Raw genomic sequence first — 25,484 nt, 5'->3', positions numbered from 1 at the left:
TGATCCCTGCCGGCGTCTGTCCTCTCGATCAGCGACCGTGGCGCCGACCCGCGGCGGTCGCCGCGGTCAGAAGCGCGAGGACCGCGGCGACGACGCCGAAGCCGGGGGCGCCGTCGTCGGTGGTCTCCGCATCGCCTTCGTCATCGGCGCCGTCCGACCCGTCCTCTTCCGGGTCGGTCTCGTCCGCCGTCTCGACGCCCTCGACCGTCACCGGGTCGGACGCGACGGACCCGTCGCGCGCGACGATCGTCCTGTCGCCGGCGGACGATATCGGCACGTCTATCTCACCGCGATCGTCGGTCTCGCCGACCGCGTCGCCGTCGATCTCGACCGTCGCCCCGGACACCGGCTCGTCGTACGCGTTCCGTACCGTCGCGCGGGTCGTCTCGCCGACGAGGACGCGTTCGTTCGCCGGCGTGACCGACAGGGTCGGGGTCCGCTGCGCCGTGGCGTTCACGCTCACCGAAGACTCCCGCACCCGAAGCCGATCGGGCGAGGCGTCGTATCCGTCGTTGACGACTTCGACCGTGTACGCGGCGTTCACGGGGACGTTGAGCGAGGCGGTTCCCTCGGTCACTGTCACCTCTCCCTCGTACACCGACGAGGTAACCCGGACCGATCCGGTCTCGATCGGCTCGGGCGGCTCGAAGTGGTCGTCGAGGGTGCGGACGTCGAGCGTCACGGTACCGCGCTCGATCGCCACCGTCGCCTCCGTGTTCAGCGACACCGTCACCTCGCGCGTGCTCTCGAAGTACCCCGGCTTCACGACGGTGACCCTGTACGTGCCGCGCTCGAGGCGTGCCGTCTCGTAGGCGCCGTCCGAGTCGGTCTCGCCGCGGTCGACAGTTCGGCCGTCCCGGCGGACGGTCACCCGCGCGTCGACCTTCGGCCGATTCTGGTCGTCGACGACCGACACCGTCGCGGTCCCGCTCCGAGAGACGCCGAGGTCGACCTCCGTCTCCCTCGCGTCGGCGACCCGGAGGGGCCGGTTCCGGACGTAGGTGTCGTCGTCCACGTCCAGATCGACGCTCGCTCCCTCGGGGACGTCGAGGAACACCTTCCCGTTGCTCGCCGTCGTTCCGGACGCGGCCCCCGTCTCGCCGGCTTCGGTCTCCCACGTCGCCTCGACGGTTACACCGCCGACGCTGTCGCCGCTCTGGTCGGTGACAGAGACGGTGAGCGTCACCGGGTCGGCGCCGACCGCGCCGCCGGTCGCGACGATCGCAACGAACAGGACTGCCGCTCCGGCGAGAGCCGGACGTGCGAAGTTCATGCGCGAGAGTAGGGGTCGCAACGGTATATTGGTATGTACCGAGCACCCGGAGCGAGCGCGGCGGCCACCCCGATTCTCGTGCGACGGTGACCCCGACTCCGCCGTATTCAAATACGCGCGCGAAGACCAACGGATATGGACGAGATCGACGACCAGTACGCGCCCGCGGACGTCGAGTCGGCGGTCGACGAGTACTGGGACGACGCGGACGCGTACGAGGCGGCGAAGGAGGCGCACGCCGACGACCCGCCATTCTTCTTCGTGGACGGGCCGCCGTACACCTCGGGACAGATGCACCTCGGCACGGCGTGGAACAAGACGCTGAAGGACGCGATCATCCGCCACAAGCGGATGACCGGCCACCGCGTCACCGACCGCCCGGGGTACGACATGCACGGGCTCCCGATCGAGGTGAAAGTCGAGGAGGAACTCGGCTTCGAGAACAAGCGAGACATCGAGGAGTACGGGATGGAGGGGTTCATCGAGAAGTGCAAGGAGTTCGCCGTCACCAACCGCGCGGCGATGGACGAGGACTTCAAGTCCATCGGCGTGTGGATGGACTGGGAGAACCCGTACGAGACGATCGACCCCGAGTACATGGAGGCCGCGTGGTGGGCGTTCTCCGAGGTCGCCGACAACGGGCTCGTCGAGCAGGGGAAACGCTCCATCTCGCAGTGTCCGCGGTGTGAGACCGGGCTCGCCAACAACGAGGTCGAGTACGAGGACGTCGAGGACCCCTCTATTTACGTGAAGTTCCCCCTCGCGGACCGGGAGGGAAGCCTCGTCATCTGGACGACGACCCCGTGGACGATTCCCGCGAACACCTTCGTCGCCGTCGACGAGGAGCTCAGGTACAACGCGGTCCGCGCCGAGAAGGACGGCGAAAGCGAGCTCATCTACGTCGCCGAGGAGTGCGTCGAAGGCGTGTTACAGGAGGGCCGCTACGAGGAGTACGAGATCGAAGCGGAGCTCACCGGCGGCGATCTCGTCGGCTGGGCGTACGACCACCCGCTCGCCGACCGCGTCGCCGAATACCCCGACTTCGAGGGCGCCGGGCAGGTGTACGCCGCCGACTACGTGGAGGCCGACCGCACCGGGCTCGTCCACTCCGCGCCGGGCCACGGGGAGGAGGACTTCCACCGCGGCAGCGAACTCGGGCTCGACATCTACTGTCCGGTCGGTCCCAACGGCGAGTTCGCGGAGGCCGCCGGCGAGTACGCGGGTCAGTTCGTGCGCGACGCCAACGACGACATCGTCGACGACCTCGTCGCCGACGGCCACATGCTCGCGCACGGCACCGTCGAGCACAGCTACGGCCACTGCTGGCGCTGTGACACCGGGATCATCCAGCTGGTCACCGACCAGTGGTTCATCTCGATCACGGACGTCAAAGACGAACTCCTCGACAACATGGAGGAGTCCGAGTGGCACCCCCAGTGGGCCCGCGACAACCGGTTCCGCGACTTCATCGAGGACGCGCCCGACTGGAACGTCTCCCGTCAGCGATACTGGGGGATCCCGATCCCGATCTGGGTGCCGGAGGACGCGGACGGGAGCAGCCTCGACGACGACATGATCGTGATCGGCACCCGCGAGGAGCTCGCCGAGCGCGTCGAGGAGGACGTCGATCCCGAGGCGATCGACCTCCACCGTCCCGCCGTCGACGACCTGACCATCGTCGACGACGGCACCACGTACCGCCGCGTCGAGGACGTGTTCGACGTGTGGCTCGACTCCTCGGTCGCCAGCTGGGGCACGCTCGGCTACCCGTCCGACGAGGACGCCCACGACGAGCTGTGGCCCGCCGACTTCATCGTCGAGGCGCACGACCAGACCCGCGGCTGGTTCTGGTCGCAGCTCGGCATGGGGACCGCCGCCGTCGGCGAGATCCCCTACGAGGAGGTGTTGATGCACGGGTTCGCCAACGACGAGGACGGCCGCAAGATGTCCAAGTCCGTCGGCAACATCGTCACCCCGGAGGAGGCGATCGAGCGCGCCGGCCGCGACCCGCTCCGGACCTACCTGCTCAGCCACGACCAGCAGGGGGTCGACCTCGCGTTCGAGTGGGACGGGCTCGGCGAGCTACAGGGGAAGCTCAACATCCTCTGGAACGTGTTCCGCTTCCCGCTGGAGTACATGGAGCTCGACGGCTACGACCCGGCCGAGGCCGACCTCGACGACGGCGAGCTCGAACTCGCCGACGAGTGGGTCCTCTCCCGGCTCCAGTCCGTCGAGACCGAGGTGACGGAGGCGTGGGCCGACTACCGCGTCAGCGACGCCGTCAACCCCGTCATCGAGTTCGTCACGCAGGACGTCTCGCGGTTCTACGTGAAGGCGGTCCGCGACCGGATGTGGGAGGAGGCCGACTCCGCCTCGAAGCGCGGCGCCTACGCGACCCTCGCGACGGTCCTCGACGAGGTGGTCCGGCTGCTCGCGCCGATCGCGCCGTACCTGACCGAGCGGATGTACCAGACGCTCGACGGCTCGGCGACGACCGTCCACCAGCTCGACTATCCCGAGCCCGACGACGGGCTCCGCGATCCGGACCTCGAGCGCGACGTGGCCGTCCTCCGCGACGTCGAGGAGGCCGCCGCGAACGCCCGCCAGCAGGCCGGTCGGAAGCTCCGGTGGCCCGTGCCGCGCGTGGTCGTCGAGAGCGACGACGACGGGGTGACCGCCGCCGTCGAGCGCCTCGCCGACCTGATCGGCGAGCGCGTCAACGCCCGCGAGGTAATCGTCACCGAGGCGTTCGACGAGCTCGTCGAGACCGCCGAGCCGCAGATGGCCGAGATCGGCCCCGCGTTCGGCGCCGACGCCCAGACGGTGATGGACGCGGTGCAGGGCGCGACCCGCGCCGCGGTCGAGGGCGGCGACGTGACCGTCGACGGCGAGCCGGTCGACCTCGACGACGCGATGGTCGAGTACGTCGCCGAACCCCCGGAGAACGTCTCCGGCGTCGACTTCGAGGGCGGCACCGTCTACGTCGACACCTCGCTCACCCCCGAGATCGAGTCGGAGGGGTACGCCCGCGACGTGATCCGTCGGATACAGGAGATGCGCAAGGAGCTCGACCTCGACGTCGAAGCGCGGATCCGCGTCGGCGTCGAGGTCGACGACGACCGGGTCGCCGGCTTCGTCGACGAGCACGCCGACCTGATCGCCGGAGAGGTGCGCGCCGACGAGTGGCTCGACGACCCGCGCGACGCCGCCGGCGGCGCGGGCGGCCTCGTCGAGGAGTGGGACGTCGAAGACGTCGTCGTGGCGATCGGAATCGAGCCGGTCGCGTAGGCCGGAATCGCACCGCGTGCGGGGGACCCACCGGTCTGGGAAGCGAGGCCCGCCGCGACGTTCGCTCGGCGGCCACCCGCTGACCGCCGAGCGAGTTTCGCCGTTACTGTGCGTACCGTTCCCATCCCGAAACCTATAGGTGAGTTCTTTACTCATGGTTATCCATGCATGTCCGGGCGGCTCGGCCCGACGACGCGGAGGCGCTGCGAACAGCGGTCTCGCGGGCCCGCGAGGCGACCGTGTTCGACGACATCGGATCCCCCCTTCTGGACGTGTCCGCCGCCGGCGTCCGCGAGGCCGCCGCGGAGGCGGAGTGGTCGTTCCTGATGGAGGACGGCGACGGTCCCGTCGGCGTCGCCATCGCGCACCCCGACGCGCAGGGATCGGAGGCCGAGCTGCTCGCGCTGTGGGTCCACCCGGGCCACGCGGGCGAGGGCGTCGCCGCCGAGCTGCTCTCGCGGGTCGCGTCGTCGGTGACCGACCGCGAGGTCGACACGCTCCGGGCGAGCGTCCCCGCCGACAGTCCGGGCGCACAGGAGTTCTTCGCCGCGCACGGGTTCGATCCGCGCGGCACGCGGCGCGGCCCCGCCGGCGACGAGTCGGTCGTCGCCGCCGACGTGAACTCGCTTCAGTGACCCGGACAGGGCCCGCGGCGGAGCGAGAGTAAGTAGCCGGCGCACGCACCGCCACCCGTCCGATCATGGTCTCCGTCGATTTCGGTTCCGCCCTCGCGCTCGGCTATCGATAGAAGCGGTTCGGCGCACCGAGCCGGTCGATCACCCCGCGCTCACTTCAGGCGTTCCTGCAGGAACGAAGGGTGTGCGGCGGTGATGCCGTCGATCGCCAGCAGCTTCTCGGAGATGACGGCACCGAGCTCGTCGCCGTCGCCGGCGCGCACCTCGGCCATCAGCATGTGGTCGCCGGAAGAGGTGTACAGCGCCTGCACCTCGTCGAGCTCTTTCAGCTCGCGGGTCGCGCCCACGTACTTCCCGGAGTCGACGTCCATCCCGACCATGGCGATCGACTGCGACGAGAGCTTCTTCGGGTCGACCTCCGCCGAGTAGCCGACGATCACGCCCCGATCTTCGAGGCGGTCGATGTACTTCCGCACCGTCGGCTTCGAGACGTCGGCCCGGTCGGCGATCTCCGCGCAGGAGGCCTGCGCGTTCTCCTCTAACACCGACAGGATCCGTTCTTCCGTCGATACCGTACTCATACGCATGGCTTTGTCGCCACGGAAAAAATACCTTGCGAACCAAAAAACGAGACGAACGGACGACGAAACGCGGCGGGATCGGCCGTCGATACCGATCTACGGCCGCGTCAGGCGTGCTTGTCGAGGCGTCAGGCGTGCTTGTCCAGGAACTTGTCGTGCGAGCGCTCCCACTCGTACTCGTCGTCCCAGTAGCGCTCGGCCAGCGGCTCGTCGGGCATCTCGCCTATCGCCTGCTTCTCGGCGCCGTAGGACGGGCGGTCCTCGTCGACGTAGTAGCGGCCGGTGAGGACCTTCCCCTCGTGCAGCGACTCCTCGGTCTCGCGCATCATCTCCGCGGCCTCGACGCGGTCCGTCTTGTCGAAGTCGTAGTCGTCGGACTCGTTGACGTCGATGTACGGAACGTACTGGCGCGCGTCCTTGTTCCAGGTCGGGCACTGGGTGAGGAAGTCGACGTGTGCGAAGCCGTCGTGCTCGATCGCCTCGATGAGGATCTCCTTCGCCTGATTGGGGTTGACCGCGGCCGTGCGGGCGACGTAGGAGGCGCCGGCGTTCAGCGACATCGAGAGCGGCTTGATCGGCTCCTTGGCGCTGCCGGACGGCTGCGTCTTCGACTTGTGGCCCTTCGGGCTCGTCGGGGAGGTCTGCCCCTTCGTGAGCCCGAAGATCTCGTTGTTGAAGACGATGTACGTCATGTCGTGGTTCTCCCGGGCCGTGTGGATGAAGTGGTTCCCGCCGATCCCGTAGCCGTCGCCGTCGCCGCCGGCGGCGATGACTTCGAGGTCGGGGTTCGCGAGCTTCGCGGCGCGGGCCACGGGCAGCGAGCGCCCGTGGATCGTGTGGAACCCGTACGTGTCGAGGTAGCTGTTCAGCTTGCCCGAACAGCCGATCCCGGTGCACAGCAGGGTCTCCTCGGGGGTGCGCCCGACTTCCGGAAGCGCCTGCTTGAGCGCCTTCAGGACGCTGAAGTCACCGCAGCCCGGACACCAGGTCGGCTGCGGCTCCACGCTGGGAGTGTACTCGTCGCGGTCGATCTCTCGCTCCTCTCCGATCGCTGAAAACGTACTCATTGGTTAGTCACCTGCGGCTGGGACGAAGGTGGTCTGATGGCCGGACGCGTCGCCGTCGCCCTCGACGATCGCGGCCTCGAACCCGTCGACGATCTCCGCCGGCTCGAACGGGTTCCCGTTGTACTTCAGCAGGCTCGACAGCCGCTCGCCGTAGCGACCGAGGTGCTTCTGGATGAGCCCGCGGAACTGTCCCGAGGCGGTCATCTCGACGACGAGGACTTCGTCGACGCTCTCGACGAACGCCTCGACCTGCTCGGTCGGGAACGGGGCCATGTCGGAGACGCCGTACGACTTCACCGAGATACCGGCGTCGTTGAGGCGCCCGACGGCCTCCTCGACGGTGCCCTGCTGGCTTCCGAAAGTGAGGATACCGTACTGGGCGTCGTCGGGGCCGGCGTACGAGCCCGTGTCGACCGCGTCGAGGTCGGCGCGGATCGCCTCCAGCTTCTCCGTGCGCCGGTCGATCTGCGCGACGCGGTTGTCCGGCGACTCGGCGATGTGCCCGGTCGGATCGTGCTCGTTGCCGGTCGCGAGGAAGCGACCGCCCTTCTGTCCGGGGATCGAGCGCGGGGAGACGCCGTCGTCGACGTCGTGCTGGAACCGGTGGAACTTCCCGTCGGCCGAATGCGGCTCATCGGCGAGCGCGTCCTCGCTCAGGGTCTTTCCGAGCGTCGGATTCGGATCGCGGTCGAAGTGGCTCTTGGGGACGTTCGTCATCTCGCCGCCGACCTTCTGGTCGTACAGGAGGATCGACGGAATCTGATACTCGTAGGCCAGTCGGAAGGCGAGCCGCGACTGCTCGTACGCCTCCTCGACGGTCCCGGGCGCTAAGACGACGCGCTGGGAGTCGCCCTGCGAGGTGTACAGGACGTGTTCGAGGTCGGACTGCTCCGGCTTCGTCGGCATCCCGGTCGAGGGACCGGCGCGCATGGCCTCGACGAGGACGACGGGGGTCTCCGTCATCTCAGCGAGCCCGAGCGGCTCCGACATCAGGGCGAACCCGCCGCCGGAGGAGCCGGACATGGCCTTGACGCCGGCGTGCGAGGCGCCGACCGCGAGCGCGGCCGCCGCGATCTCGTCTTCGACCTGCTCGGAGATCCCACCGAGCTTCGGCAGGTGCTTCGTCATGATGGTGAACACCTCGGTCCACGGCGTCATCGGGTAGCCGGCGATGAACCGGCAGCCCTCGTCGATGGCGCCGTAGGAGATGGCGTCCGACCCGGACATGAGCAGCTGCGTTTCCTCGTGTTCGCCGGTCGGTACCGAGACGTCCGGCGCGTCGGCGTCGTACTCCTCCCGCACCTGATCGTAGGCGGTCTGGAGGATCTCCAGGTTCGGGTCGAGGATCTTCTCCGGCATCGCGTCGCGCATGAGGTCCTGGACGTGGTCGAGGTTCATACCGGTCAGCGCGCAGGTGGCGCCGACGCCGGCGGTGTTGCGCATGACCTCGCGACCCATGTCGCGGGCGAGCCCGCGGAGGTCGAGGGGGAATACGTGCCAGTTGTTCTCCTCGACCCGCTCGTCGAAGTTCGGGATCTCGGCGGCGTCTAAGAGTCCCTCGTCGTAGACGATGACGCCGCCCTCGCGGAGCTCGTCGAGGTTCTCCGAGAGCGGTTTGATCTCCTCGTTCCCGTACACAGCTTCCTCCTGCGGGTTTCGGGCGAAGGAGTCGCCGAGCGCCAGCAGGAAATTGTATCCGTCGCCGCGAGACTTCACCGGGTCCGCGGCGGCGCGGACCTCGGTGTACGTGTGACCGCCGCGGATGCGGGACGGGTAGTGGCGATGCGTGAACACGTTGAGCCCCGATCGCATCAAGGCTTTTGCGAAGTTCTGGCTCGTCGAAGCGATCCCGTCTCCGGATCCCCCCGATATGCGCCAGATGAGTTCGTCGTCAGTCATAGTGGTATGTGAGCCCGTGAGGGCCTGTGGCCAGAAGTTGTGGTGGTTACCTCTTAGGGCTTGCTATGGAATCACAAGGAACAATCATGAAAGACCTTTAGGTGTGACCCCGTCGCCGACGGCCGGCGGTTCGTTCCGCGCCCTTTTAGCCGCCGCCCGACCCACCGCGGGTATGCTCACGTTCATCGGGCTCGGGCTCTACGACGAGCGGTCGATCACCGTCGAGGGGCGCGAGGCGCTGCGCGCCGCGGATCGGGTCTTCGCCGAGTTCTACACCAGTAGACTGGTCGGCGCCGACGTCGACGAGCTGGAGGCGTACCACGGCGCCGAGATCGAGGTCCGGGACCGCGAGGGGGTCGAGCGGGACCCGGAGCCTATCCTCGCGGCCGCCGCCGAAAGCGACATCGCCTTCTGTACCGCGGGCGACACGATGATCTCGACGACGCACACGGACCTCCGGCTGCGCGCCGAGGAACGGGGTATCGACACGCGCGTTATCCACGGGGTAACGGCCCAATCGGCCGCGTCGAGCCTCACCGGGCTCCAGAACTACCGTTTCGGTAAGGCGACGACGCTTCCCTTCCCGTACGCCCACGGCGGCGGCGACGTGCCCGGAAGCGTGGTCGAGACGATCGAGGCCAACCGCGAGCGCGGGCTCCACACCCTCGTCTACCTCGACATCAAGGTGGGCACCGGCCCGACCGGCCCCGACCCGGACCACGAGGAGTACATGACCGCCGACGTCGCCGCCGGCCTCCTCGCCGACGGCTGGCGCGACGAACTGGCCGTCGTCGTCGCCCGCGCGGGCTCCCCCGACGCGACCGTCGCCGCCGACCGGCTGAGCGCCCTCGCGGACCGGGAGTTCGGCGATCCGCTCCATCTCCTCGTGATCCCCGGCGACCTCCACCACGTCGAGGCCGACGCGCTCGCCGGGCTCGCCGGGGCGCCGAAGGAGTTCCTCGACGAGTGAGCACACCGAGGATCGCGGGGATCCGACGACCGGTCGTTTGATATCCCCGTCTCGCGTTATTGCAGTTCATGACAGACGTGCCCGTCGAGCAGCTGATGTCGACCGAACTCGTCACGATCTCCCCGAGCGCGGCCGCCGCGGACGCGGCCAAACGCATGCTGGAGACGGGAGTGAGCTCCGTCCTCGTCGTCGACGACGACGGGCGCCTCGCGGGACTGATCACTGCGACGGACTTCGTCTCGCTCGTCCGCCGGAACGACCCGGACGACGAGACGTCCGTCGAGGCGTTTATGACGACAGATGTCGTCACCGTCTCTCCCGACGACTCCGTCGAGGAGCTCGCGGAGCCGACGGACCGCGGATACACGCACCTACCGGTGGTCGGCGCGGACGGCGAGGTGGTCGGGGTGGTGTCGACGACCGACCTGACGGCGTATATCTCGGAACACCGACGCTGACGGCGTATATCTCGGAACACCGACGCTGACGGCGTATATCTCGGAACACCGACGCTGACGGCGCACCCTCGATTCAACGACGAGCCGTACGGGGGGACAGGACGTGCCCCCGTCGCCGATCCCCGACCGGCTAGCGGTTCGACGCGGACACCTGTTCGTCGTACGTCGCGCCCGCCGCGATCAGGAAGCCGATTATCGCGGTGACGAGCGCGATGCTCCCGATGGCGACGACGGCGACGGAGAACAGGTCGCTCGGGAGGACCCGCGCGGACGTCAGCAGCGAGACCGCCGTGACGAATCCGATCAACAGCAGCAGACGCCCGAGCCGCCCGGCGTCGATTCCGTCGTCACCGGACATAGGCTCTGAGCTCGTTGATGACGCCGTCGTATCCGTCCTCGCTTGCCTCCGCGCCGAGCGAGTGGATCGACTGGCAGATCCACATCCCCGCGGTGAAGTTCAACAGCGCGACGAACGACACTAACCCGAGCTGCGAGTCCACGGTAAGCCCGATGAGGAATCCCAACGGGAGCGTCACCGACATGATGGCGTGCGTGAGCAGCGACCGCGTTCCGAAATCGTCCAGTGAACTGAGAACCCCTGTCATATGAACAGTACGGAGGTGGACGCGTATATATGCTCGTCCGAGCGTGTCAGGCCCGCCGAGAAGCCGGCGGCCGGTCGCAGAAACCGTCGGACGAGTCGGAGATGATCGTGCACCGGAAGAGTAATCCGACCTGATAGCACACGACATGGTATGGATTTAAACGACCGAACCCGCGTTAGCGAGGTCATGTCGACGCCGCTGGAGACGATCGGGGCGGACGAGCCGCTCCGCGGGGCCGCGCGTCGGATGGCCGACGACGACATCAGCGCGCTCGTCGTGACGACGGGCGGCGGCTGTATCGTCACCCAGAGCGACATCATCGGCGCCGTCGCGGCCGACCGCGACCTCGACGAGGCCGTCGTCCGCGACGTGATGACCGAGAACGTGGAGACGGTGACGCCGGACCTCATGATGGAGGAGGTCGCCGCGATGATGACGATGTACGGCGTCAAACACCTCCCGGTCGTCGACGACGACTACGTGGGCATGGTCTCCTCGACCGACGTGGCGGCGCACCTCTCGTGAGTCGCGGAGCGCACGAAAAACGCAGCGCCCGTTAAAACAGGAGCAGCGGGACGCCGACCGCGACGCCGACGGCGAACAACACGAGGTTCCAGAGCAGCACCGGGCGAAGCAGCTCGCGGGCCAAGCTCGCCGCGAACGCCGTCTTGACCACGATGCTCGCGGCCGTTCCGGCGACGACGCCCGCGACCGCGGTGTCGACCGTTATCTGTCCGGTACCGAGCAGCGAGACCGCGGTCGTCGTCGCGGTCCCGGAGGAGACGAGCCCCGCGAGGAACGATGTGGCGACGAATCCGCCAGCGCCGAAGGTCCGCTCCGCGCCGGCGGAGATGAGGAGGACCGCGAGGAACAGCGCGCCGAACGTCAGGGCGTTCCGGAGGCTGAACGGGGAGGTGAGCTCCGCCTCCATGGTCGTCCGCCAGTCGCTCCTCCATATCGCGATCGACACGCCGGCGATGGTGACCGCACCGAGCGGCGCGCCGACCACCACGGCGGCCTCCGGAACGAAGGCGGCGACGACCGCGGCGTTCCGCAGGGCCATCGCGGCGTTCGCCAGCAGTATCGACCCGACCGCGAGGTCGAGCGCGTCGCCCCGACCCTTCGCGCGTTTGGCCATCTCCGCGACGACCGCCGTCGAGTTCACGAGCCCCCCGAAGAAGCCGGTGACCGCGTAGCCGCGCCCCTGGTACCGCTTCACGAGCACGTAGTTGACGAAGCCGATGGCGCTGACTGCGACGACGAGCGACCAGATGAGCCGCGGCTGGACCGCGCCCCAGGGGTCGATCGTCTCCGCGGGGAGCAGCGGAAAGACGACGAACGCGAGGATGGTGAACTCCACCGCGCTGCGGACCTCCTCGCGGGAGAGCCCCCACGCGAACTGGTGGAGCTCCCGCTTCAGCACGAGTAAAAGCGAGGAGAGCATCGCCACCGTCACCGCCTCGATGAAGAACGCCTCGGCGACGAGCGCCCCGACCCCGTACGTGACGAGCATCGACACCGACGTGGTGAGCGAGAGGCCGTCGACGCCTTCCTCGACGAAGCTCCGGACCGCTAACAGCACCGCGCTGGCGACGATGAGCGCGCCGCCGACGATCAGGAGCCCGCCGCCGTCGAGCAGTGAGAACACCGCCGCCGCAAGGGCGATCAGCGCGAACGTGCGGATCCCGGCCGACTTGTGGGACCACTCCCGTTCGAGTCCGAGAAACAGTCCGAGCGCGGTCGCCAAGACCAGCTTCGCGACGTTGGTCTGGAGGTAGACGAGGGGGTCGACCGCGCTCAACACGGCCGGTCACCTGCCCCGCCGCGGCGTCGACGCGCCGCGCGAACGGTCTCCGGCATGCGTCGGTATATCACACAAATACGCCTATAGTTTTCTATAGAGGACTATGTAGTCGGCGGCGGCGGGGCGGAAACCGACACACGCGATCCAACTCAGCGGTTCGTCGGCTCTCGCGGCAGGTCCAGCGACTCCGTCAAGTCGTGTTCCTCGCCCGTGAGCAGGTAGAGGACGTCTTCCAGGATGACCGCGAGCTCCGGGAGCTCCCGCACCGCGAGGAACGTGATCGCGATCAGCGCGACGACCGCGAGGAGCTGGCTCATGATCCGGTCGGAGATGAGGAAGGAGACCCGGTACGGGTCGGTCGCGCCGAACATCGCGAGCACGAGGTCGGTCTGCCACTGCATGTACTGGTTGCCCGCGACGACGGAGATGAACGTCGTCCGGAGGATGTTGAGCACGTAGATGAGCGGGATCGACACCGCGAGCGCGCGGAGCTTGCGCGAGAGCGGCGCCTGCACGGCGGCGACGAGGCCGCCGAAGATCGCCATGCTCCCGAGCCCCGTACACGCCAACACGACGTGGATCGTGACCGTGTGGCCGTCAGCGAGCGTCCACGCGTACGCCGCGTCGTACCCCTCGGAGCTTATCACGCGCTCCGGCGCGTAACCGAGCAGGTCGATGAGGAATCCCGTCTGCGTCGCGACGGCCTCGATGAGGATCTGCCGCGGTTCGGGGAACGCGACGCCCGCGATCGAGAACGCCGGGATCGTCTCGAACGGGAGGTAGATGAACAGCATGATCGCGATCGCCCGGGTGAGCGTGAACAGCGAGGCGCGGCCGTCGTACAGCAGGTAACCGGCGTAGGTGCAGGCCGGAACGCCGACGAGCGCCAAGATCGACTCGACGTAGCTCTGGTGTTCGAGCGCGAAGTACGGGACCGTCGTCAGCCAGAAGAGCCCGAACAGCGCCCACGTCCCCGCCGCGAGCGACCGGCCCGCCGCCAGCCTGCGGCTGTCGAGCAGCCACGACGCCGCAAAGAGGATCGCGACGATCCAAGCGAACGTGAACGTGTTGGGAACCAAGCTCACGACCGCCGACAGGCCGGGACCGAACATGTCCGAACCGTCGGTCGTCGTCGAATAAAGCCCTTGTCGTTGCCGACGATCCGTCGCGGGTCGCTCGGTGCGAGAGCACGGAAACTCGGTGCGAAAGCGCGGAAGCTCGGTGCGAGAGGGCGCAAAGAAAGACGCGACGTGGGGACGAAAGAGGAGGACGGAGAGGGAACGGGAGTCGGCCGATCAGCGCTCGTCGGAGTCGAGCACGCGGATCTGGTCGCCGCGGACGGTGACAGGGATCGGGACGGTCGCCTCGTACAGCTCGACGGTCACCTGGTCTTTCCCCTCGTCGATGCGCTGGACGCGGGCCTTCTCTCCTTTAAACGGCCCGGCGATCAGCTCGACGATGTCGCCCTCGGCGATCCCCTCGACGTCGGGGGTCGGCGAGAGGAAGTGTTCGACCTCGGAGAAGGGACTCCGGGCCGGTCCCTCGGAGCCCTGAATGACGCCGCGGGCGTGCGGGATCTCGTCGAGGATCCGGGCGAACACGCTGCCGTCCGTCGCCTCGACCATCACGTAGCTCGTGAGCTGGTCGGGGGCGATGACCGCCTGGATCTCCGGCATCTCCTTCTCCGCGAGCATGTCGGCGACGGTGCGCTCTTGGCTCGCAGTGGTCTTGACCGAGAAGATCGGCATCAGACGCCGACCCCCGGCAGGAGGCTCATGATCGCGAACATCAGGAATCCGATGAAGCCGACGAGGAGGATGCCGGCGCCGGCGATCTTCGACACCTGGAGGAACTCGTCGGGGCTCGGCGTGCTCGCCAGCTTCAGCACCCGAACGTAGCTGTTGAGGTCGTACGGAACGTCCATGTTACGACGGGTTTCGAGGCGAGACGGTTTTTACCTTTTGATGCGGGCCGATCCGATGGACCCGAGAGCGAAACCGCGAGAAGGGACTCTATCGGGACGCGACGCGTCGCCGACGCGTCACTCCACGTAGTCGATGTCTTCCATCTCCGCCGCGGTTCCCTCCGGCGGCTCGCCGTTGCTCCCGTAGATCTGCGGCGACTCGACGCCGGTGACGACGATCATGGTGCGCATCTGACCCTCCAGCTCGTCGTCGACGGAAGTGCCCCAGATGATCCGGGCGTCGGGATCGATCCGGTCGTAGATCTCCTCGACGACGCCCTCGGCCTCTTCGATGGACATGTCCGTGCCGCCCGTGACGTTGACCAGCGCGGAGTTCGCGCCGGAGATGTCGACGTCGAGCAGCGGCGAGCGGAGCGCGGACTTCACCGAGTCCTGCGCCTTCGAATCGGAGTCGGACTCGCCGAGGCCGATCATCGCGACGCCGCCCTTCTCCATGACGGTCCGAACGTCGGCGAAGTCGAGGTTGACCAGTCCGGGCATCGTGATGAGTTCGGTGATCCCCTTCACCGAGCGCATCAGCACCTCGTCGGAGACCTTGAACGCCTGCCGGACCGGGAGCTTCCCGACCGCGTCGAGCAGGCGGTCGTTGGGGACAACGATGACCGTGTCGCTCACGTCGCGGAGGCGTTCGAGGCCGGCCTCGGCGTTCGTCCGGCGGACCTCGCCCTCGGCGGTGAACGGCGTCGTGACGATGGCGATGGTGAGCGCGCCCGACTCGCGAGCGGCCTTCGCGACGACCGGCGCGGAGCCGGTGCCGGTGCCGCCGCCGAGCCCGGCGGTGACGAACACCATGTCGGAGCCGTCGATGGCGTCCTGAATCTCCTCTTGGGACTCGATGGCGGCCTCCTCGCCGACCTGCGGGAGCGAGCCGGCACCGCGGCCCTGGGTCTTCTGCTGACCCATGAGGATCTTCGTGTCGGCCTCGATGTTGACGAGGTGCTGGACGTCGGTGTTTGCGGCGACCAGCTTCGCGCCGTGGATCCCCTCCTCGGTCATCCGGTCAACGGTGTTCCCGCCGGCGCCACCGCAGCCGACGACGGTGATGTTCGTCTGCAGGTCCTGGAGGACGTCCTGCAGCTCGTCGTCGGTCATCGTGCCGGACTGTGGCGGGGTGCCGGTCGTCGCGTCGGTCGCGCCGGCGCCGGCCTCCCCGGCGTCGTCCGCCGGGGGTTCCTCGGCTTCGTCGATTGCGTCCTCTACGATAGAGTCCATTATGTGGTGTGGTTGCGACCCGGACGTATTTATTTTTGCCCGATCGTCTGACGCGGGTCGGACGCCGAGAGACCGTCGCCAGCGCGGGGAGCGCGGTCGCTCTCGGAACCGTCGGTGTCCCTCGGGCTCACTCCCTCCGCGGCGGACTCACTCCCTCCGCGGCGGACTCACTCTTCCGTGTCCTTACCGTCGATCGGGAACCGGTCAGTTCGCGACCGCGACACGTCCTCCGGGGCCACCGTCTCGCCGTCGGCCTCGATGGTCTCTCCGTCGGCGAGGCGGCCGAACGCCGGACCCTCGGGAACGCCGCGGTCCCTCGCGAGATCGGGGTCGAATGCCGCCTCGCGGGCGACGACCGCGTCGTCTCCCGCCTCGACCGCGTCGTATCTCTCCGCGAGCACCGCCGCGAGGTCGTCGACGAGGTCCCCGTAGCCGGGAGCGTCCGCGCGATCGTCGAAGGCGGCCGCTCCCGCCGCGCGGGTGCCGGCCTGCTCCGTGTCGAAGGCGACGGCGTTCGACGCGACCGCCTCGCGGGTCGCTTCCGGGTCGATCCCCTGCGCCCGCGACAGGAGCGCGTCGGGGAGCTCGCGGATCCGGATCGCGCCGGCCCCCGACTCCGCGGGGAGGATCTCGCCGAACCGGAGCCCCTCGTCGACGGTCGCGAGATCGGCCTCCAGCCGCTCGATCAGCGGGAGCGGGCGGTCGCCGACCTCGCGGACCCACGTCTCGCTCACGACGCGGTGGCCGAGCGCCTCGACGACTGCGGCGAGGTCGGGTCTATCGCCCTCGATCACGGCGCGGTCGGCGCGGCTGCGCGCGAACGCCTGATCGATCGTCTCGCGGTTCGCCTCGGGCGCGCCCATCTCGCCGAGCGCCCAGTCGGCGCCGACGTGCCCCACGGCCCACGCGGTGTCGCGGACGATCCGAGTGAACCGCGGCGCGTAGTGGCCGCCGCCGAAGCCGACGACGTGGCGGGGGGAGTCGTCGTGGCGGGACGACTCGTCGGTCGCCTGCGCTGTCCCGTCAGTCACCTGCGCTGCCCCGTCGGTCGCCTGCACCGCCCCGTCGGTCGCCTGCACCGCCCCGTCGGTCGCCTGCACCGCCCCGTCGGTCGCGTCGGCAGCTCCGTCACCCACGAGATCCGGGCCTGTCCCGCGTAGGTCGAGGACCGCCCGGGCGACCGCCTCGGCCGCCCCCGAGTCCTCCCACTGCGGCTCGTCGGAGCCGAGCTCGACGAACAGCGAGGGGACGGAGACGCTCGTCGGTCCGTGGTGCGTGCACTCGATACCGACGTCGTACCCATCGGGAGCGCGCGTCGCCAAGGCCTCGACGACGCGCTTCTCCGCGCCGGGAGCGGCGGTCGCGAGCGTCTCCGGCTCGCCGCCGTACGGCGCCGGGCCGAAGTTCCCGGTGACGTGGGCGGTCAGGAGCCGGCCCGTCTCCCCGGAGTGTCTGGAGACGAAGACGAGGAAGTCGGGCGCCGCGTCTCCGGCGGCGTCTCCAGCGCCTCCGCGGTCCCCCCCGCCGCCGAACGCGGCCGCTGGGTCGTCGAGTTCGATGTGGAGGTCGTCGAACTCCCGGAGCTCGAATCCCTCGGTCCGGTAATAGGTCCCGCCGCCCGCGGCGTCGGAGCGCGTTTCGTCCTCGCGCCGCTCCCAGTCCCCGACCGCGAGCAGGCGCTCGCCGATGTGTTCAGAGGCGCTGTCGGCCCGGCTAACGACGATCGCTATCACGGGTTCCGGTCGGAGTCGGGCCGCCGAATAGGCGTCGGTTCGAGCGCGAGACGGTGTCGGGAAATTGGTCGCGGTCGTGGCCGAAGCCGCAGTCGGTTATTTATAAGCTATCGCCCTCGGAGCGCCGGGAAATTGCTTCAAAGCCCCAGCCGCTCTCTTATAAATTATCGATCGCGGATCTGCGGTGAACACCGCCAAAGCCCCGCCCGGCACAGCGACCGCACCTCACCCCTCTCCAGCCTCGTCACGGGAACAGCAGGTACGCGAACGCGCCGTACCCCGCGATGAGGACCGCGCCGTCGACGCGCGATAGCCGCCTGTCGCGATACATGAGTCCAACGAGGAGGGCGGTGAAGCCGATCAGCGCCGGGAACTCGAATACGCGGACGCCGGGGCTCACGCCGATAGGTCGGACGATCGCGACGATCCCGAGGACGGCGAGGACGTTGTAGATGTTCGAGCCAACGACGTTGCCGACGCTGAACTCCGCCTCGCCGCGGACGGCGGCGACGAGGCTCGCCGCCAGCTCGGGGAGCGAGGTACCGAGCGCGAGCACCGTGAGCCCGATGAAGATGTCGGAGAAGCCGGCCGCGGAGAGGAGCGACTCCCCCCCGTCGATGAGCCACCGCGAGCCGAGCACCAGCGCGACGATACCGCCGACCACGGCGGCGACGTCCCGGAGGCTCGCGTCCGGCATCTCCGCGCGCTCCGCGGTGGAGATGCCGGACTGCGTTCGGCGGATGCGTCGCATAATCACGACGGTGAACGCGACGAGCACTCCGAGCAGGAGGAGCCCGGCGGGTCGGCCGATGCGGCCGTTCCAGCCGAGCGCGACGAGCAGCACCGCGGCGAGGACCATGAACGGGACGTGACGCTCGAACACCGTGTCGGAGACGTCGAGGGGGCGAATCAGCGCGGAGACGCCCAGCACGAGCCCGATGTTGGCGATGTTCGACCCGAGGATCGTCCCCAGTCCCACGTCCGTCGACACCGTCACGGCGCCGAGGAGAGAGACGAACAGCTCGGGGGCGGTCGTCGCGAACGCGATGACGGTGACCCCGACAGTCGACGCCTTCAGGCCGACGGCGAGCGCCAAGTCGCTGGCGCCCTTGACGAGCAGCTCCGCGCCCGCGTACAGGAGCACGATACCGCCGACGAGGAGCAGCAGTTCGGTGAGCGGCGACCCGATCAACACGGCTCCCGCTTGTCGGTCCCGTTTTAAAAAGCGTCGTGGTTCCGGCCGGCGCGGGCGCAGCCCCGCGGAGGCGTGGTCGCTGCGAGCCCGATCAGGCGTGTGTCGCCCGGAACTGACCGTGTTTCACGCCGATGGCGAACGCGATCGCCCCGAAGAGGAGCATCGACGGGGCGACCATCATCAGCGTGGTCTGTAGCGGCATCATCCCGCTTCCGATCAGTCCCGCGGTGCCGACCGCGACGATCAGTACCAGCAGCGCCGCCGCGCGTGGGAGGTCAAACTCCATACAGACCGTACGCCCCGGGACCGCCTAAACGTTCGGCTCGACGACGGAGGCCGCGGCGCGTTCCGGTGATTGACGGACCGTCGCGACACGGGGACCGAGCGCGCTCACGCCTCGATGATGTCGTCGCCGTCCTCCTCCGCCGGCAGCGTCAGCTCGCCTTCGGTCGAGACGACCGCGCGGCCGCCGACCCGGACGTCGTCGCCCTCGACTCGCACCCTGACGTGCCCGGGGCGGTCGAGGAAGTGGCCCTGTTCGAACCGGAGCTCCTCCGGGAGGTCGCCGTCGAACGCGTCGACGGCCCGGAGGTACGCCCCGACCGCGCCGCTCGCCGTGCCCGTCACGGGGTCCTCGGCGACACCGACCGCGGGCGCGAACGCCCGGCCGTGGAGCGTCGACTCCGCGCCGATCGCGTCGAACGTGAACGCGTAGATCCCGGCGGCGTCGTGGGCGTTCGAGATCGCCTCGACGGCGGCCGCGTCGGGCTCTGCCTCCCCGAGACGCTCCAGGAAGTTGACGGGGACGACGAGCCACGGGAGCCCGGTCGAGGCGACGGCGACGGGGAGGTCGGCGCCCACGTCCCGGAGGGCCGCGGGGTCGATCCCGAGCGCGTCGCCGAGGCGGTCGGCGTCGAGTTCGGCCTCGTCCACCGGCTCGACCGTCGGCGGGTTCTGGCGCATCCAGACGGTGCCGTCGTCGTCGATCCGAATCGAGAGGTCGCCGACGTTCGTCCGGAGGGTGCGGTCGCCGGCCTCGACCGTCCCCGCCGCGTACAGCGCGGCGTAGCTCGCGATCGTGGCGTGGCCGCAGAGATCGACCTCCGTGGAGGGGGTGAAGTAACGGACCCGCTCGTCGGCGCCGTCGCCCGCGTCGAAGAGGAACGCGGTCTCGGAGGCGCCGATCTCGGCGGCGATCTTCCCCATGCGGCCGTCGCTCAGGCCGGCGGCGTCCGGCAGCACGCCGGCGACGTTCCCGGCCAGCGGTTCGTCCGTGAACGCGTCGACGAGCAGCGCGCGTCGCGTCTCCATGGGTCACCCTCGCGGGGCGCATTCAAAAGGCTCCCGAGCCGAGACGGACGCCGCCGCGGAGGCGGTCGACATCCCGCGAGCGGTCGACGGCGGGCGCCGTCCGAGAGGGCGGGCGATGTCAACCCTTTTGCCCTCCACGCCGGATGTACCCCTATGGGCCTCTTCGACCGGTTGCGCGGGACCGACACCCCGCGCGTGGCGTTTATCGGGATCGACGGTCTCCCGCACGGTCTCGTCGCCGACAACCCGGACACGTTTCCGGCACTGTCGGCGATCGAAGACAACGGCGACGGCGGACCGATCGACAGCGCCGTACCTCCGGAATCGAGCGCGTGCTGGCCGGTCCTCACCAGCGGCGTCAACCCCGGCGAGACCGGGGTGTACGGCTTTCAGGACCGGGAGGTCGGCTCGTACGACACCTACGTCCCGATGGGACGGGACGTCCAAGCGACCCGCGTGTGGGACCGCGCCGCCGACGCCGAGCTCGACGCGACGGTGATGAACGTTCCCGTGACGTTCCCGCCCCAGCGGAGGATCCAGCGGATGGTTTCGGGATACCTCTCGCCCGACGTCGACAAGGCCGCACATCCCGAGGAGCTCCGCGAGTACCTCACCGAGAGCGACTACCGGCTGTCGGTGAACGCGAAGCTCGGACACAAGCCGGACAAGTCCGAGTTCATCGAGCACGCGCGAGAGACGCTCGACGCCCGCGCCGCCGCGTTCTCCCGGTACGTCGAGCGCGACGACTGGGACCTGTTCGTCGGCGTGTTCACGGCGCCCGACCGGATCAACCACTTCCTGTGGGGCGATTACGCGGAGAACGGCCGATACCGTGAGGACTTCCTCGACTTCTACGCCGCGCTGGACGAACACATCGGCGCGATCCGGACGGCTCTCCCCGACGACGTTCGCCTCGTCGTGGGCTCGACCCACGGGTTCGCGCGGCTCCGCTACGACGTCTACTGCAACGAGTGGCTGGAGCGAGAGGGCTGGCTCTCGTACGACGGCGACGACCACGGCGCGTTGACCGACATCGACGAGGACACCCGCGCGTACTCGCTCGTCCCCGGCCGATTCTACGTCAACCTCGAGGGCCGCGAGCCCGACGGCGTCGTGCCCGAGTCGGAGTACGAATCCGTGCGCGCCGAGCTGCAGTCGGCCCTCGAAGCGTGGGAGGGCCCCGACGGGAAGCCGGTCGCGAAGCGCGTCGTCGAGCGCGAGACCGTCTTCCGAGGCGATCACGACGAGATCGCCCCCGACCTCGTCGTCATCCCGAACGAGGGGTTCGACCTCAAGTCCGGCTTCCGCCCCCACGACGACGTGTTCGACCCGGACGGTCCGCGGACGGGGATGCACACCTTCGAAGACGCCGCCCTGTTCGTCGACCACCCGGACGCGACCGTCGAGGACGCGGACCTCCTCGACGTGGCACCGACCCTCCTGCGACTGCTCGACGTCGACTACGGCCGGACCGACCTCGACGGCGCGAGCCTGATCTGACCGGACATGGAACGGACGCCGGACGGGACCCCCGTCGGGGTCGACGACCCGTACGCGGTCGCCGGCGTCTGCGACCACTTGACCGACGACGGGCGCTGTCGGTTCGCGCTGACGCGCGCCGGCGACGACCCCGAGTTCACCGCGACCCGCCGCGCCGACGGCTACGCCTGCCACGTCGGCGCCGAGGAGGCGTGGCCGCGGTGTCCTCATTACCGCTCGACGACCGACGGTCGCGAGTGTCGCCGCTGCGGGCTCGAAGAGGTTCGGATCGCCCACGACGACGCCCGGCCGCTAGTGGAGGAACACCACCTGTCGTACGGCGGGACAGATACCGACGAGGAACAGTCGGGCGACCCCGACGACGCCGGTCCCCACGAGATCACCGTCGCGCTGTGTCGCTGGTGTCACACGAAGGTCCACAAGTCGTTCGCGCGGATCGACGACGACGCGAGCCCGGCTCCCGAGGCGGTCGCGGAGCGAGAGGGCCGTCGGAGCAAGGAACAGTCGGAGTCCGCCTTCGAGACGGCCCGCGACCGGTTCGACAGAAGCGAGTAGCACTCCCGGAGCGTCGGCGCCGACGCCCGACCGCCCGCGCTCAGGCGTCGGGCTTCGGACGGATCAGGTTCGCGAGGGAGACGAGCACTCCGAGGAACCATCCGAGCGGGACGGAGATGCCGAGCCACATCAGCACGTAGCCGAGGCCGGCGACGCCCCACTGCTCACCGAACGTCTTCAAGTCGAACGCGCCCCGGAGCGCTTCGTTGACCCCGCCGACGGCGAGGAACGTGTCGAGGATCCAAACCGCGAGCTCGTAGCTCGGATCGAGCACCAGACTGGAGATAGAGGGCGTGAGCAGCCCGGCGACCACCGGCGGGAGGAAGATCGCGGTCATCGCGAACGGGTACGCGAACAGCACGCTGACGAACCGTCCGCCGAGCTTCGAGAACCCGGCGGCCGCGCCCGCGGAGATCACCGCCACGACGCTGGCGCCACCGATACCGAGCATCACCTCGGTCGGCAGTTGGAAGTGCGCGAGGAGGGTGAGCGACCCCCAAACGAGCGTCGCGACGATGACCGCGCCGATCACGCCGAAGCGGGTGACCGCCGAGTCGAGCTTCGCGGCGTAGAACCGCGTGGCGAACCCGACGAGCAGGAGCGGGTACGCGACCGCGACGAGCGGACCGCCGAGTATCGCCCAGAGGTAGTACCCGACCGTCTGAGCGGGGGTTTCCGGTTTCCACTTTCCCAGCACCGCGCTCGGATCGAGCTGTCTAGGGAAGACGACCTCCATCCACGTCTCGTGGAGTCGGACCACGTCAAGGAGGAGCGCTTCCACCAGCCCTGTCTGTCCTCGGCGTTCCATTTGGCTCATCTCGCACACGCCACACCGTGAACTTTGTGCCTTCACTCGCGGAACTGATACCGAGCGCGCATCGCCGATTATCAGATAGGAGCCCTCGCGCCGATACGCTTAACCGTTCCAACAGGCCTACAAACCCTTATGCACAGACGTGGACTGCTCGCGGCGATCGCCGCATCGACGTCCGTCGCCGTCGCCGGGTGCGCCGGCGGAGAAAACGGGAGCTATGAGTACGACGCAAGCCCGGCTCGGATCCCGTCCGATGCGGCCTCGGAGTCCGGGTACGAGGGCGAGGAGCCGGAGTCGTTCACGCTTGAACAGGAGTTCGACGTGGCGGGCGTGAACGCGCAGGTGTCTGCGACGACGTGGGTCGCCGGGTACGAGAACCGGGACAACGGGTCCGCGCTGTTCGTGGCGAGCACGCCGGATGCGTCGGTTGGCGGCCAGTCGGTCAACCCGCTCGTCCGCGCGAACGACGCGGAGCTTATCCGTCGGCTGTTAGAACAGGTCGATCAGCGAGGGATCGGCGGCGAAGGCACCGAGGTTCAGGCCGAAGATATCGAGAGCCGCGGGTCGGAGACGCGGACCATCCTCGGTCGGCAGGTCGAGGTGTCGATCCTCGAGACCACGATCGACGCGGAGGTCGACGCCGGCGACAACCAGAGTACCGTCGAAGACGTTCCAGTGCTTCTCTACGTCGCGACCGTCCAGCACGAGGAAGACGTGATCGCGCTCGTCGGTGTCCACCCGATCGCGGTCGACGCCGGCGACTCCGTCCTCTCGCTGATGGAACACGCCGAGCACTCCTCGTCAAACTGACACGTCAATCTGGTTTTTGAGGCCCTCTGACGATCACGGAGGGGAGCGCTTCGATCGCCGAACGTGAGTCGATCTCTCGAGGTCGTTTCCGCGATTAGAAGCTTCTGTGTCCGTAACGCATTTAATAAATAATCAACCACCCGAGAGTATCTCACGACGCGAGGCGGCGGCAGCGTAGCAACCTCGTCGGACACCACAGGCGAGCGCTCCGTAGCCCCGGCTCTGTCGATCGTGGCTCATCACGATGGATCGAAGAAACTCAACTCGGCGCAGACCGGTAGTCATCCTCATCATTTGTGTTGTCGTGATTTCTGTTGCCGCGGTGGGAATGACTCTTATGTCTGCAGAAGCGGATAAAGATCAATCTCTCAATATAAGTGAATCAGGAGATGTCGAGAAATTATTATCGTTCGAAAATACTCATACAATTTCAGATATAAAAATCGAACCGAGGGATGTTACTGATTCTAAAGAATATTTGACCATATATCTGAACTTTAAAGAATTACAAAACATTGGTGTTGATATGTCTAATACAATTGTCGAAAATTCAACAATATCAAATGGGATTATCGCTAAAACTAGTAATATGAATATCAATGGCGAAGCAGTTCTTATGATACAGATTAAGCGTCTGAATTTAGGAGGTTCTGTTCAAATTGAATCAGTACAACTGGGGGGCATTAATGGGTCGGAGGGCGAAACATCAACTAACCTTCAATATAGAGTGGGTGCAATAAACGGTGACTCAACAAGTAGCTATGATGAATTAAAAACAAGTGGAAATTTAAAGAATTCTTCTGAATTTGATTTTGCTGATGCCTCCATGACTGTGCAGGATCAAGCAACGGTTTCTACGAATTTTGCTAGAGATACTAGAACTTCATCTGGAGTAACAGTCAGTGAGTTAATTGCAGACGTGAATTCGACAGTGGTCCTTACCCACCCAGATAATGGCGAAATTGTTGGCCATAAATCACTGACAGTACAACAAATGGATGGGGAAGGCAGTATATCGCTTAATACTTCAAATTTAGGGGGAGGGATTAGAGCATACCTCATACCAAGCAAGCAAATAAACATTAAACAAAATAATGTTACAAAATTACCGAGTGAATTAAAGAGGTTGGCAATAGCCAAAGATCAAGCTCATGTGTATTTAGGTACAGTACGTTTTGAGAATCAAAAACATGAGGCGGAAGCAACCACAAATATCTCGATCGCAACTATAGAAGTTCGAGACACGGTGGGAATGAAGACACCATATGTCGTTTCAATTCACCCAATCACTGCGGGTGGTAACGTCGTCTACGAGAAATACATTGGATACTCAGAGGTACTAACTGGTGTACATGATAGTTTGACGATTCCTGCTAGAGATACTATGGGAAATAGAAACACGATTTGGCAAAGTAATCAGTTTGTGGCAGTTATTCGGCTTGCAGAAGGACAGGAACAGGGCGAACCTGTTAATTTGAATTCGACGAAACCACTGCCAAATTCAGATATTAGGGATCAGTTTGTAAATGGAGGAGTATCAGATAGTGCAAACATACACGTTTCTAATATCAAACCAGATCAAGGCAACAGTACAAGAGTAGATCGGCAATATAATCACACAAAACAGAACAGTAAGATTGTATATTCTGGAGAATTAATTGGCATTAAAAATGTTACATCATCAAATACAGTTAGATTATACAGGAGAGCTACGAGTAACCGATCCATAATATCCGGAATAGGTACATATTCAAATAACACAGATAATGTAATATTTGATACTACGGGAT

Annotated in this window: 25 protein-coding genes; 9 read left to right on the top strand and 16 right to left on the bottom strand. The window is 66.8% G+C overall.

Going from position 1 to position 25,484, the window contains the following annotated elements:
* Positions 1 to 28 precede the first annotated feature (28 nt).
* The gene (locus OQF71_RS02235; RefSeq protein ID WP_280585522.1) at positions 29 to 1,273 is read right to left on the bottom strand and encodes a carboxypeptidase regulatory-like domain-containing protein; all 1,245 of its coding nucleotides are present in this window, start codon (positions 1,271 to 1,273) and stop codon (positions 29 to 31) included.
* A gap of 135 nt (positions 1,274 to 1,408) precedes the next feature.
* Here OQF71_RS02235 and ileS point away from each other — a divergent pair, with 135 nt between their 5' ends.
* Together ileS and OQF71_RS02225 are read left to right on the top strand one after the other, a co-directional pair.
* Positions 1,409 to 4,561: an isoleucine--tRNA ligase gene (ileS, locus tag OQF71_RS02230; RefSeq protein WP_280585521.1), complete on the top strand. Its 3,153-nt coding sequence runs from the start codon at positions 1,409 to 1,411 to the stop codon at positions 4,559 to 4,561.
* A 164-nt stretch (positions 4,562 to 4,725) separates the two neighbouring features.
* Positions 4,726 to 5,196, top strand: coding sequence for a GNAT family N-acetyltransferase (locus tag OQF71_RS02225; RefSeq protein ID WP_280585519.1), 471 nt, complete (start codon positions 4,726 to 4,728; stop codon positions 5,194 to 5,196).
* A gap of 152 nt (positions 5,197 to 5,348) precedes the next feature.
* On the opposite strand, the gene lrpA1 is transcribed toward OQF71_RS02225, so the two are convergent.
* From lrpA1 to OQF71_RS02210, 3 genes are all read right to left on the bottom strand, one after another.
* Positions 5,349 to 5,777, bottom strand: coding sequence for an HTH-type transcriptional regulator LrpA1 (gene lrpA1, locus OQF71_RS02220; RefSeq protein WP_280585518.1), 429 nt, complete (start codon positions 5,775 to 5,777; stop codon positions 5,349 to 5,351).
* A gap of 128 nt (positions 5,778 to 5,905) precedes the next feature.
* Entirely contained in the window at positions 5,906 to 6,844 is a 939-nt protein-coding gene (locus OQF71_RS02215) for a thiamine pyrophosphate-dependent enzyme (RefSeq protein ID WP_280585516.1), read from the bottom strand.
* A gap of 3 nt (positions 6,845 to 6,847) precedes the next feature.
* Positions 6,848 to 8,743 carry a 2-oxoacid:acceptor oxidoreductase subunit alpha gene (locus OQF71_RS02210; protein WP_280585515.1) on the bottom strand — a complete coding sequence of 632 codons (1,896 nt, stop codon included), beginning with the start codon at positions 8,741 to 8,743 and terminating at the stop codon, positions 6,848 to 6,850.
* Between the two features lie 172 nt (positions 8,744 to 8,915).
* On the opposite strand from OQF71_RS02210, the gene dph5 reads away from it, so the two are divergent.
* Complete coding sequence (gene dph5, locus OQF71_RS02205; RefSeq protein ID WP_280585514.1) at positions 8,916 to 9,713, top strand: diphthine synthase; 798 nt, start codon at positions 8,916 to 8,918, stop codon at positions 9,711 to 9,713.
* Between the two features lie 68 nt (positions 9,714 to 9,781).
* Entirely contained in the window at positions 9,782 to 10,171 is a 390-nt protein-coding gene (locus tag OQF71_RS02200; protein ID WP_280585513.1) for a CBS domain-containing protein, read from the top strand.
* 130 nt (positions 10,172 to 10,301) lie between these two features.
* Here the strand turns inward: OQF71_RS02200 and OQF71_RS02195 are convergent, their stop codons facing one another.
* Together OQF71_RS02195 and OQF71_RS02190 are read right to left on the bottom strand one after the other, a co-directional pair.
* Positions 10,302 to 10,529, bottom strand: a complete 228-nt coding sequence (locus tag OQF71_RS02195; protein ID WP_280585512.1) for a hypothetical protein — start codon at positions 10,527 to 10,529, stop codon at positions 10,302 to 10,304.
* Positions 10,519 to 10,776 (bottom strand): hypothetical protein, encoded by a 258-nt coding sequence (locus tag OQF71_RS02190; RefSeq protein WP_280585511.1) that lies wholly within the window; start codon positions 10,774 to 10,776, stop codon positions 10,519 to 10,521. The genes OQF71_RS02195 and OQF71_RS02190 overlap by 11 nt, the downstream gene beginning before the upstream one ends.
* A gap of 150 nt (positions 10,777 to 10,926) precedes the next feature.
* Between OQF71_RS02190 and OQF71_RS02185 the strand changes: the two genes are divergently transcribed.
* The gene (locus OQF71_RS02185) at positions 10,927 to 11,301 is read left to right on the top strand and encodes a CBS domain-containing protein (RefSeq protein ID WP_309243335.1); all 375 of its coding nucleotides are present in this window, start codon (positions 10,927 to 10,929) and stop codon (positions 11,299 to 11,301) included.
* Between the two features lie 31 nt (positions 11,302 to 11,332).
* Here OQF71_RS02185 and OQF71_RS02180 read toward each other — a convergent pair whose 3' ends face one another.
* From OQF71_RS02180 to OQF71_RS02140, 9 genes are all read right to left on the bottom strand, one after another.
* Complete coding sequence (locus tag OQF71_RS02180) at positions 11,333 to 12,580, bottom strand: DUF4010 domain-containing protein (protein WP_280585509.1); 1,248 nt, start codon at positions 12,578 to 12,580, stop codon at positions 11,333 to 11,335.
* 149 nt (positions 12,581 to 12,729) lie between these two features.
* Complete coding sequence (artA, locus tag OQF71_RS02175) at positions 12,730 to 13,692, bottom strand: archaeosortase A (protein ID WP_280585508.1); 963 nt, start codon at positions 13,690 to 13,692, stop codon at positions 12,730 to 12,732.
* A gap of 183 nt (positions 13,693 to 13,875) precedes the next feature.
* Positions 13,876 to 14,328 (bottom strand): transcription elongation factor Spt5, encoded by a 453-nt coding sequence (locus OQF71_RS02170; protein WP_004050001.1) that lies wholly within the window; start codon positions 14,326 to 14,328, stop codon positions 13,876 to 13,878.
* The gene (locus OQF71_RS02165; RefSeq protein WP_280585505.1) at positions 14,328 to 14,504 is read right to left on the bottom strand and encodes a protein translocase SEC61 complex subunit gamma; all 177 of its coding nucleotides are present in this window, start codon (positions 14,502 to 14,504) and stop codon (positions 14,328 to 14,330) included. The genes OQF71_RS02170 and OQF71_RS02165 overlap by 1 nt, the downstream gene beginning before the upstream one ends.
* Positions 14,505 to 14,621: 117 nt before the next feature.
* Positions 14,622 to 15,776 (bottom strand): cell division protein FtsZ, encoded by a 1,155-nt coding sequence (ftsZ, locus tag OQF71_RS02160; RefSeq protein ID WP_280585503.1) that lies wholly within the window; start codon positions 15,774 to 15,776, stop codon positions 14,622 to 14,624.
* A 167-nt stretch (positions 15,777 to 15,943) separates the two neighbouring features.
* The gene (locus OQF71_RS02155) at positions 15,944 to 17,509 is read right to left on the bottom strand and encodes a D-aminoacyl-tRNA deacylase (RefSeq protein ID WP_280585502.1); all 1,566 of its coding nucleotides are present in this window, start codon (positions 17,507 to 17,509) and stop codon (positions 15,944 to 15,946) included.
* A gap of 244 nt (positions 17,510 to 17,753) precedes the next feature.
* Complete coding sequence (locus OQF71_RS02150) at positions 17,754 to 18,704, bottom strand: calcium/sodium antiporter (protein ID WP_280585501.1); 951 nt, start codon at positions 18,702 to 18,704, stop codon at positions 17,754 to 17,756.
* A 91-nt stretch (positions 18,705 to 18,795) separates the two neighbouring features.
* Positions 18,796 to 18,990 carry a hypothetical protein gene (locus tag OQF71_RS02145; protein WP_280585500.1) on the bottom strand — a complete coding sequence of 65 codons (195 nt, stop codon included), beginning with the start codon at positions 18,988 to 18,990 and terminating at the stop codon, positions 18,796 to 18,798.
* 104 nt (positions 18,991 to 19,094) lie between these two features.
* Complete coding sequence (locus OQF71_RS02140; RefSeq protein ID WP_280585499.1) at positions 19,095 to 20,015, bottom strand: PhzF family phenazine biosynthesis protein; 921 nt, start codon at positions 20,013 to 20,015, stop codon at positions 19,095 to 19,097.
* Between the two features lie 153 nt (positions 20,016 to 20,168).
* On the opposite strand from OQF71_RS02140, the gene OQF71_RS02135 reads away from it, so the two are divergent.
* Both OQF71_RS02135 and OQF71_RS02130 read left to right on the top strand, forming a co-directional pair.
* Positions 20,169 to 21,515: an alkaline phosphatase family protein gene (locus OQF71_RS02135; protein WP_280585498.1), complete on the top strand. Its 1,347-nt coding sequence runs from the start codon at positions 20,169 to 20,171 to the stop codon at positions 21,513 to 21,515.
* A 6-nt stretch (positions 21,516 to 21,521) separates the two neighbouring features.
* Complete coding sequence (locus OQF71_RS02130; RefSeq protein ID WP_280585497.1) at positions 21,522 to 22,070, top strand: hypothetical protein; 549 nt, start codon at positions 21,522 to 21,524, stop codon at positions 22,068 to 22,070.
* Positions 22,071 to 22,110: 40 nt separating this feature from the next.
* Here the strand turns inward: OQF71_RS02130 and OQF71_RS02125 are convergent, their stop codons facing one another.
* Complete coding sequence (locus tag OQF71_RS02125) at positions 22,111 to 22,851, bottom strand: hypothetical protein (RefSeq protein ID WP_280585546.1); 741 nt, start codon at positions 22,849 to 22,851, stop codon at positions 22,111 to 22,113.
* Between the two features lie 165 nt (positions 22,852 to 23,016).
* On the opposite strand from OQF71_RS02125, the gene OQF71_RS02120 reads away from it, so the two are divergent.
* Positions 23,017 to 23,694 (top strand): DUF6517 family protein, encoded by a 678-nt coding sequence (locus tag OQF71_RS02120; protein WP_280585496.1) that lies wholly within the window; start codon positions 23,017 to 23,019, stop codon positions 23,692 to 23,694.
* Between the two features lie 322 nt (positions 23,695 to 24,016).
* On the top strand, positions 24,017 to 25,484 hold a 1,468-nt coding region (locus OQF71_RS02115), incomplete at its 3' end, for a hypothetical protein (RefSeq protein ID WP_280585495.1).

The sequence above is a fragment of the Halorubrum sp. Boch-26 genome, assembly GCF_029889805.1.
GTDB lineage: Archaea > Halobacteriota > Halobacteria > Halobacteriales > Haloferacaceae > Halorubrum.
The sequence above is the reverse complement of the archived record's forward strand: the minus strand, read 5'-3'. Positions and strand labels throughout refer to the sequence as shown.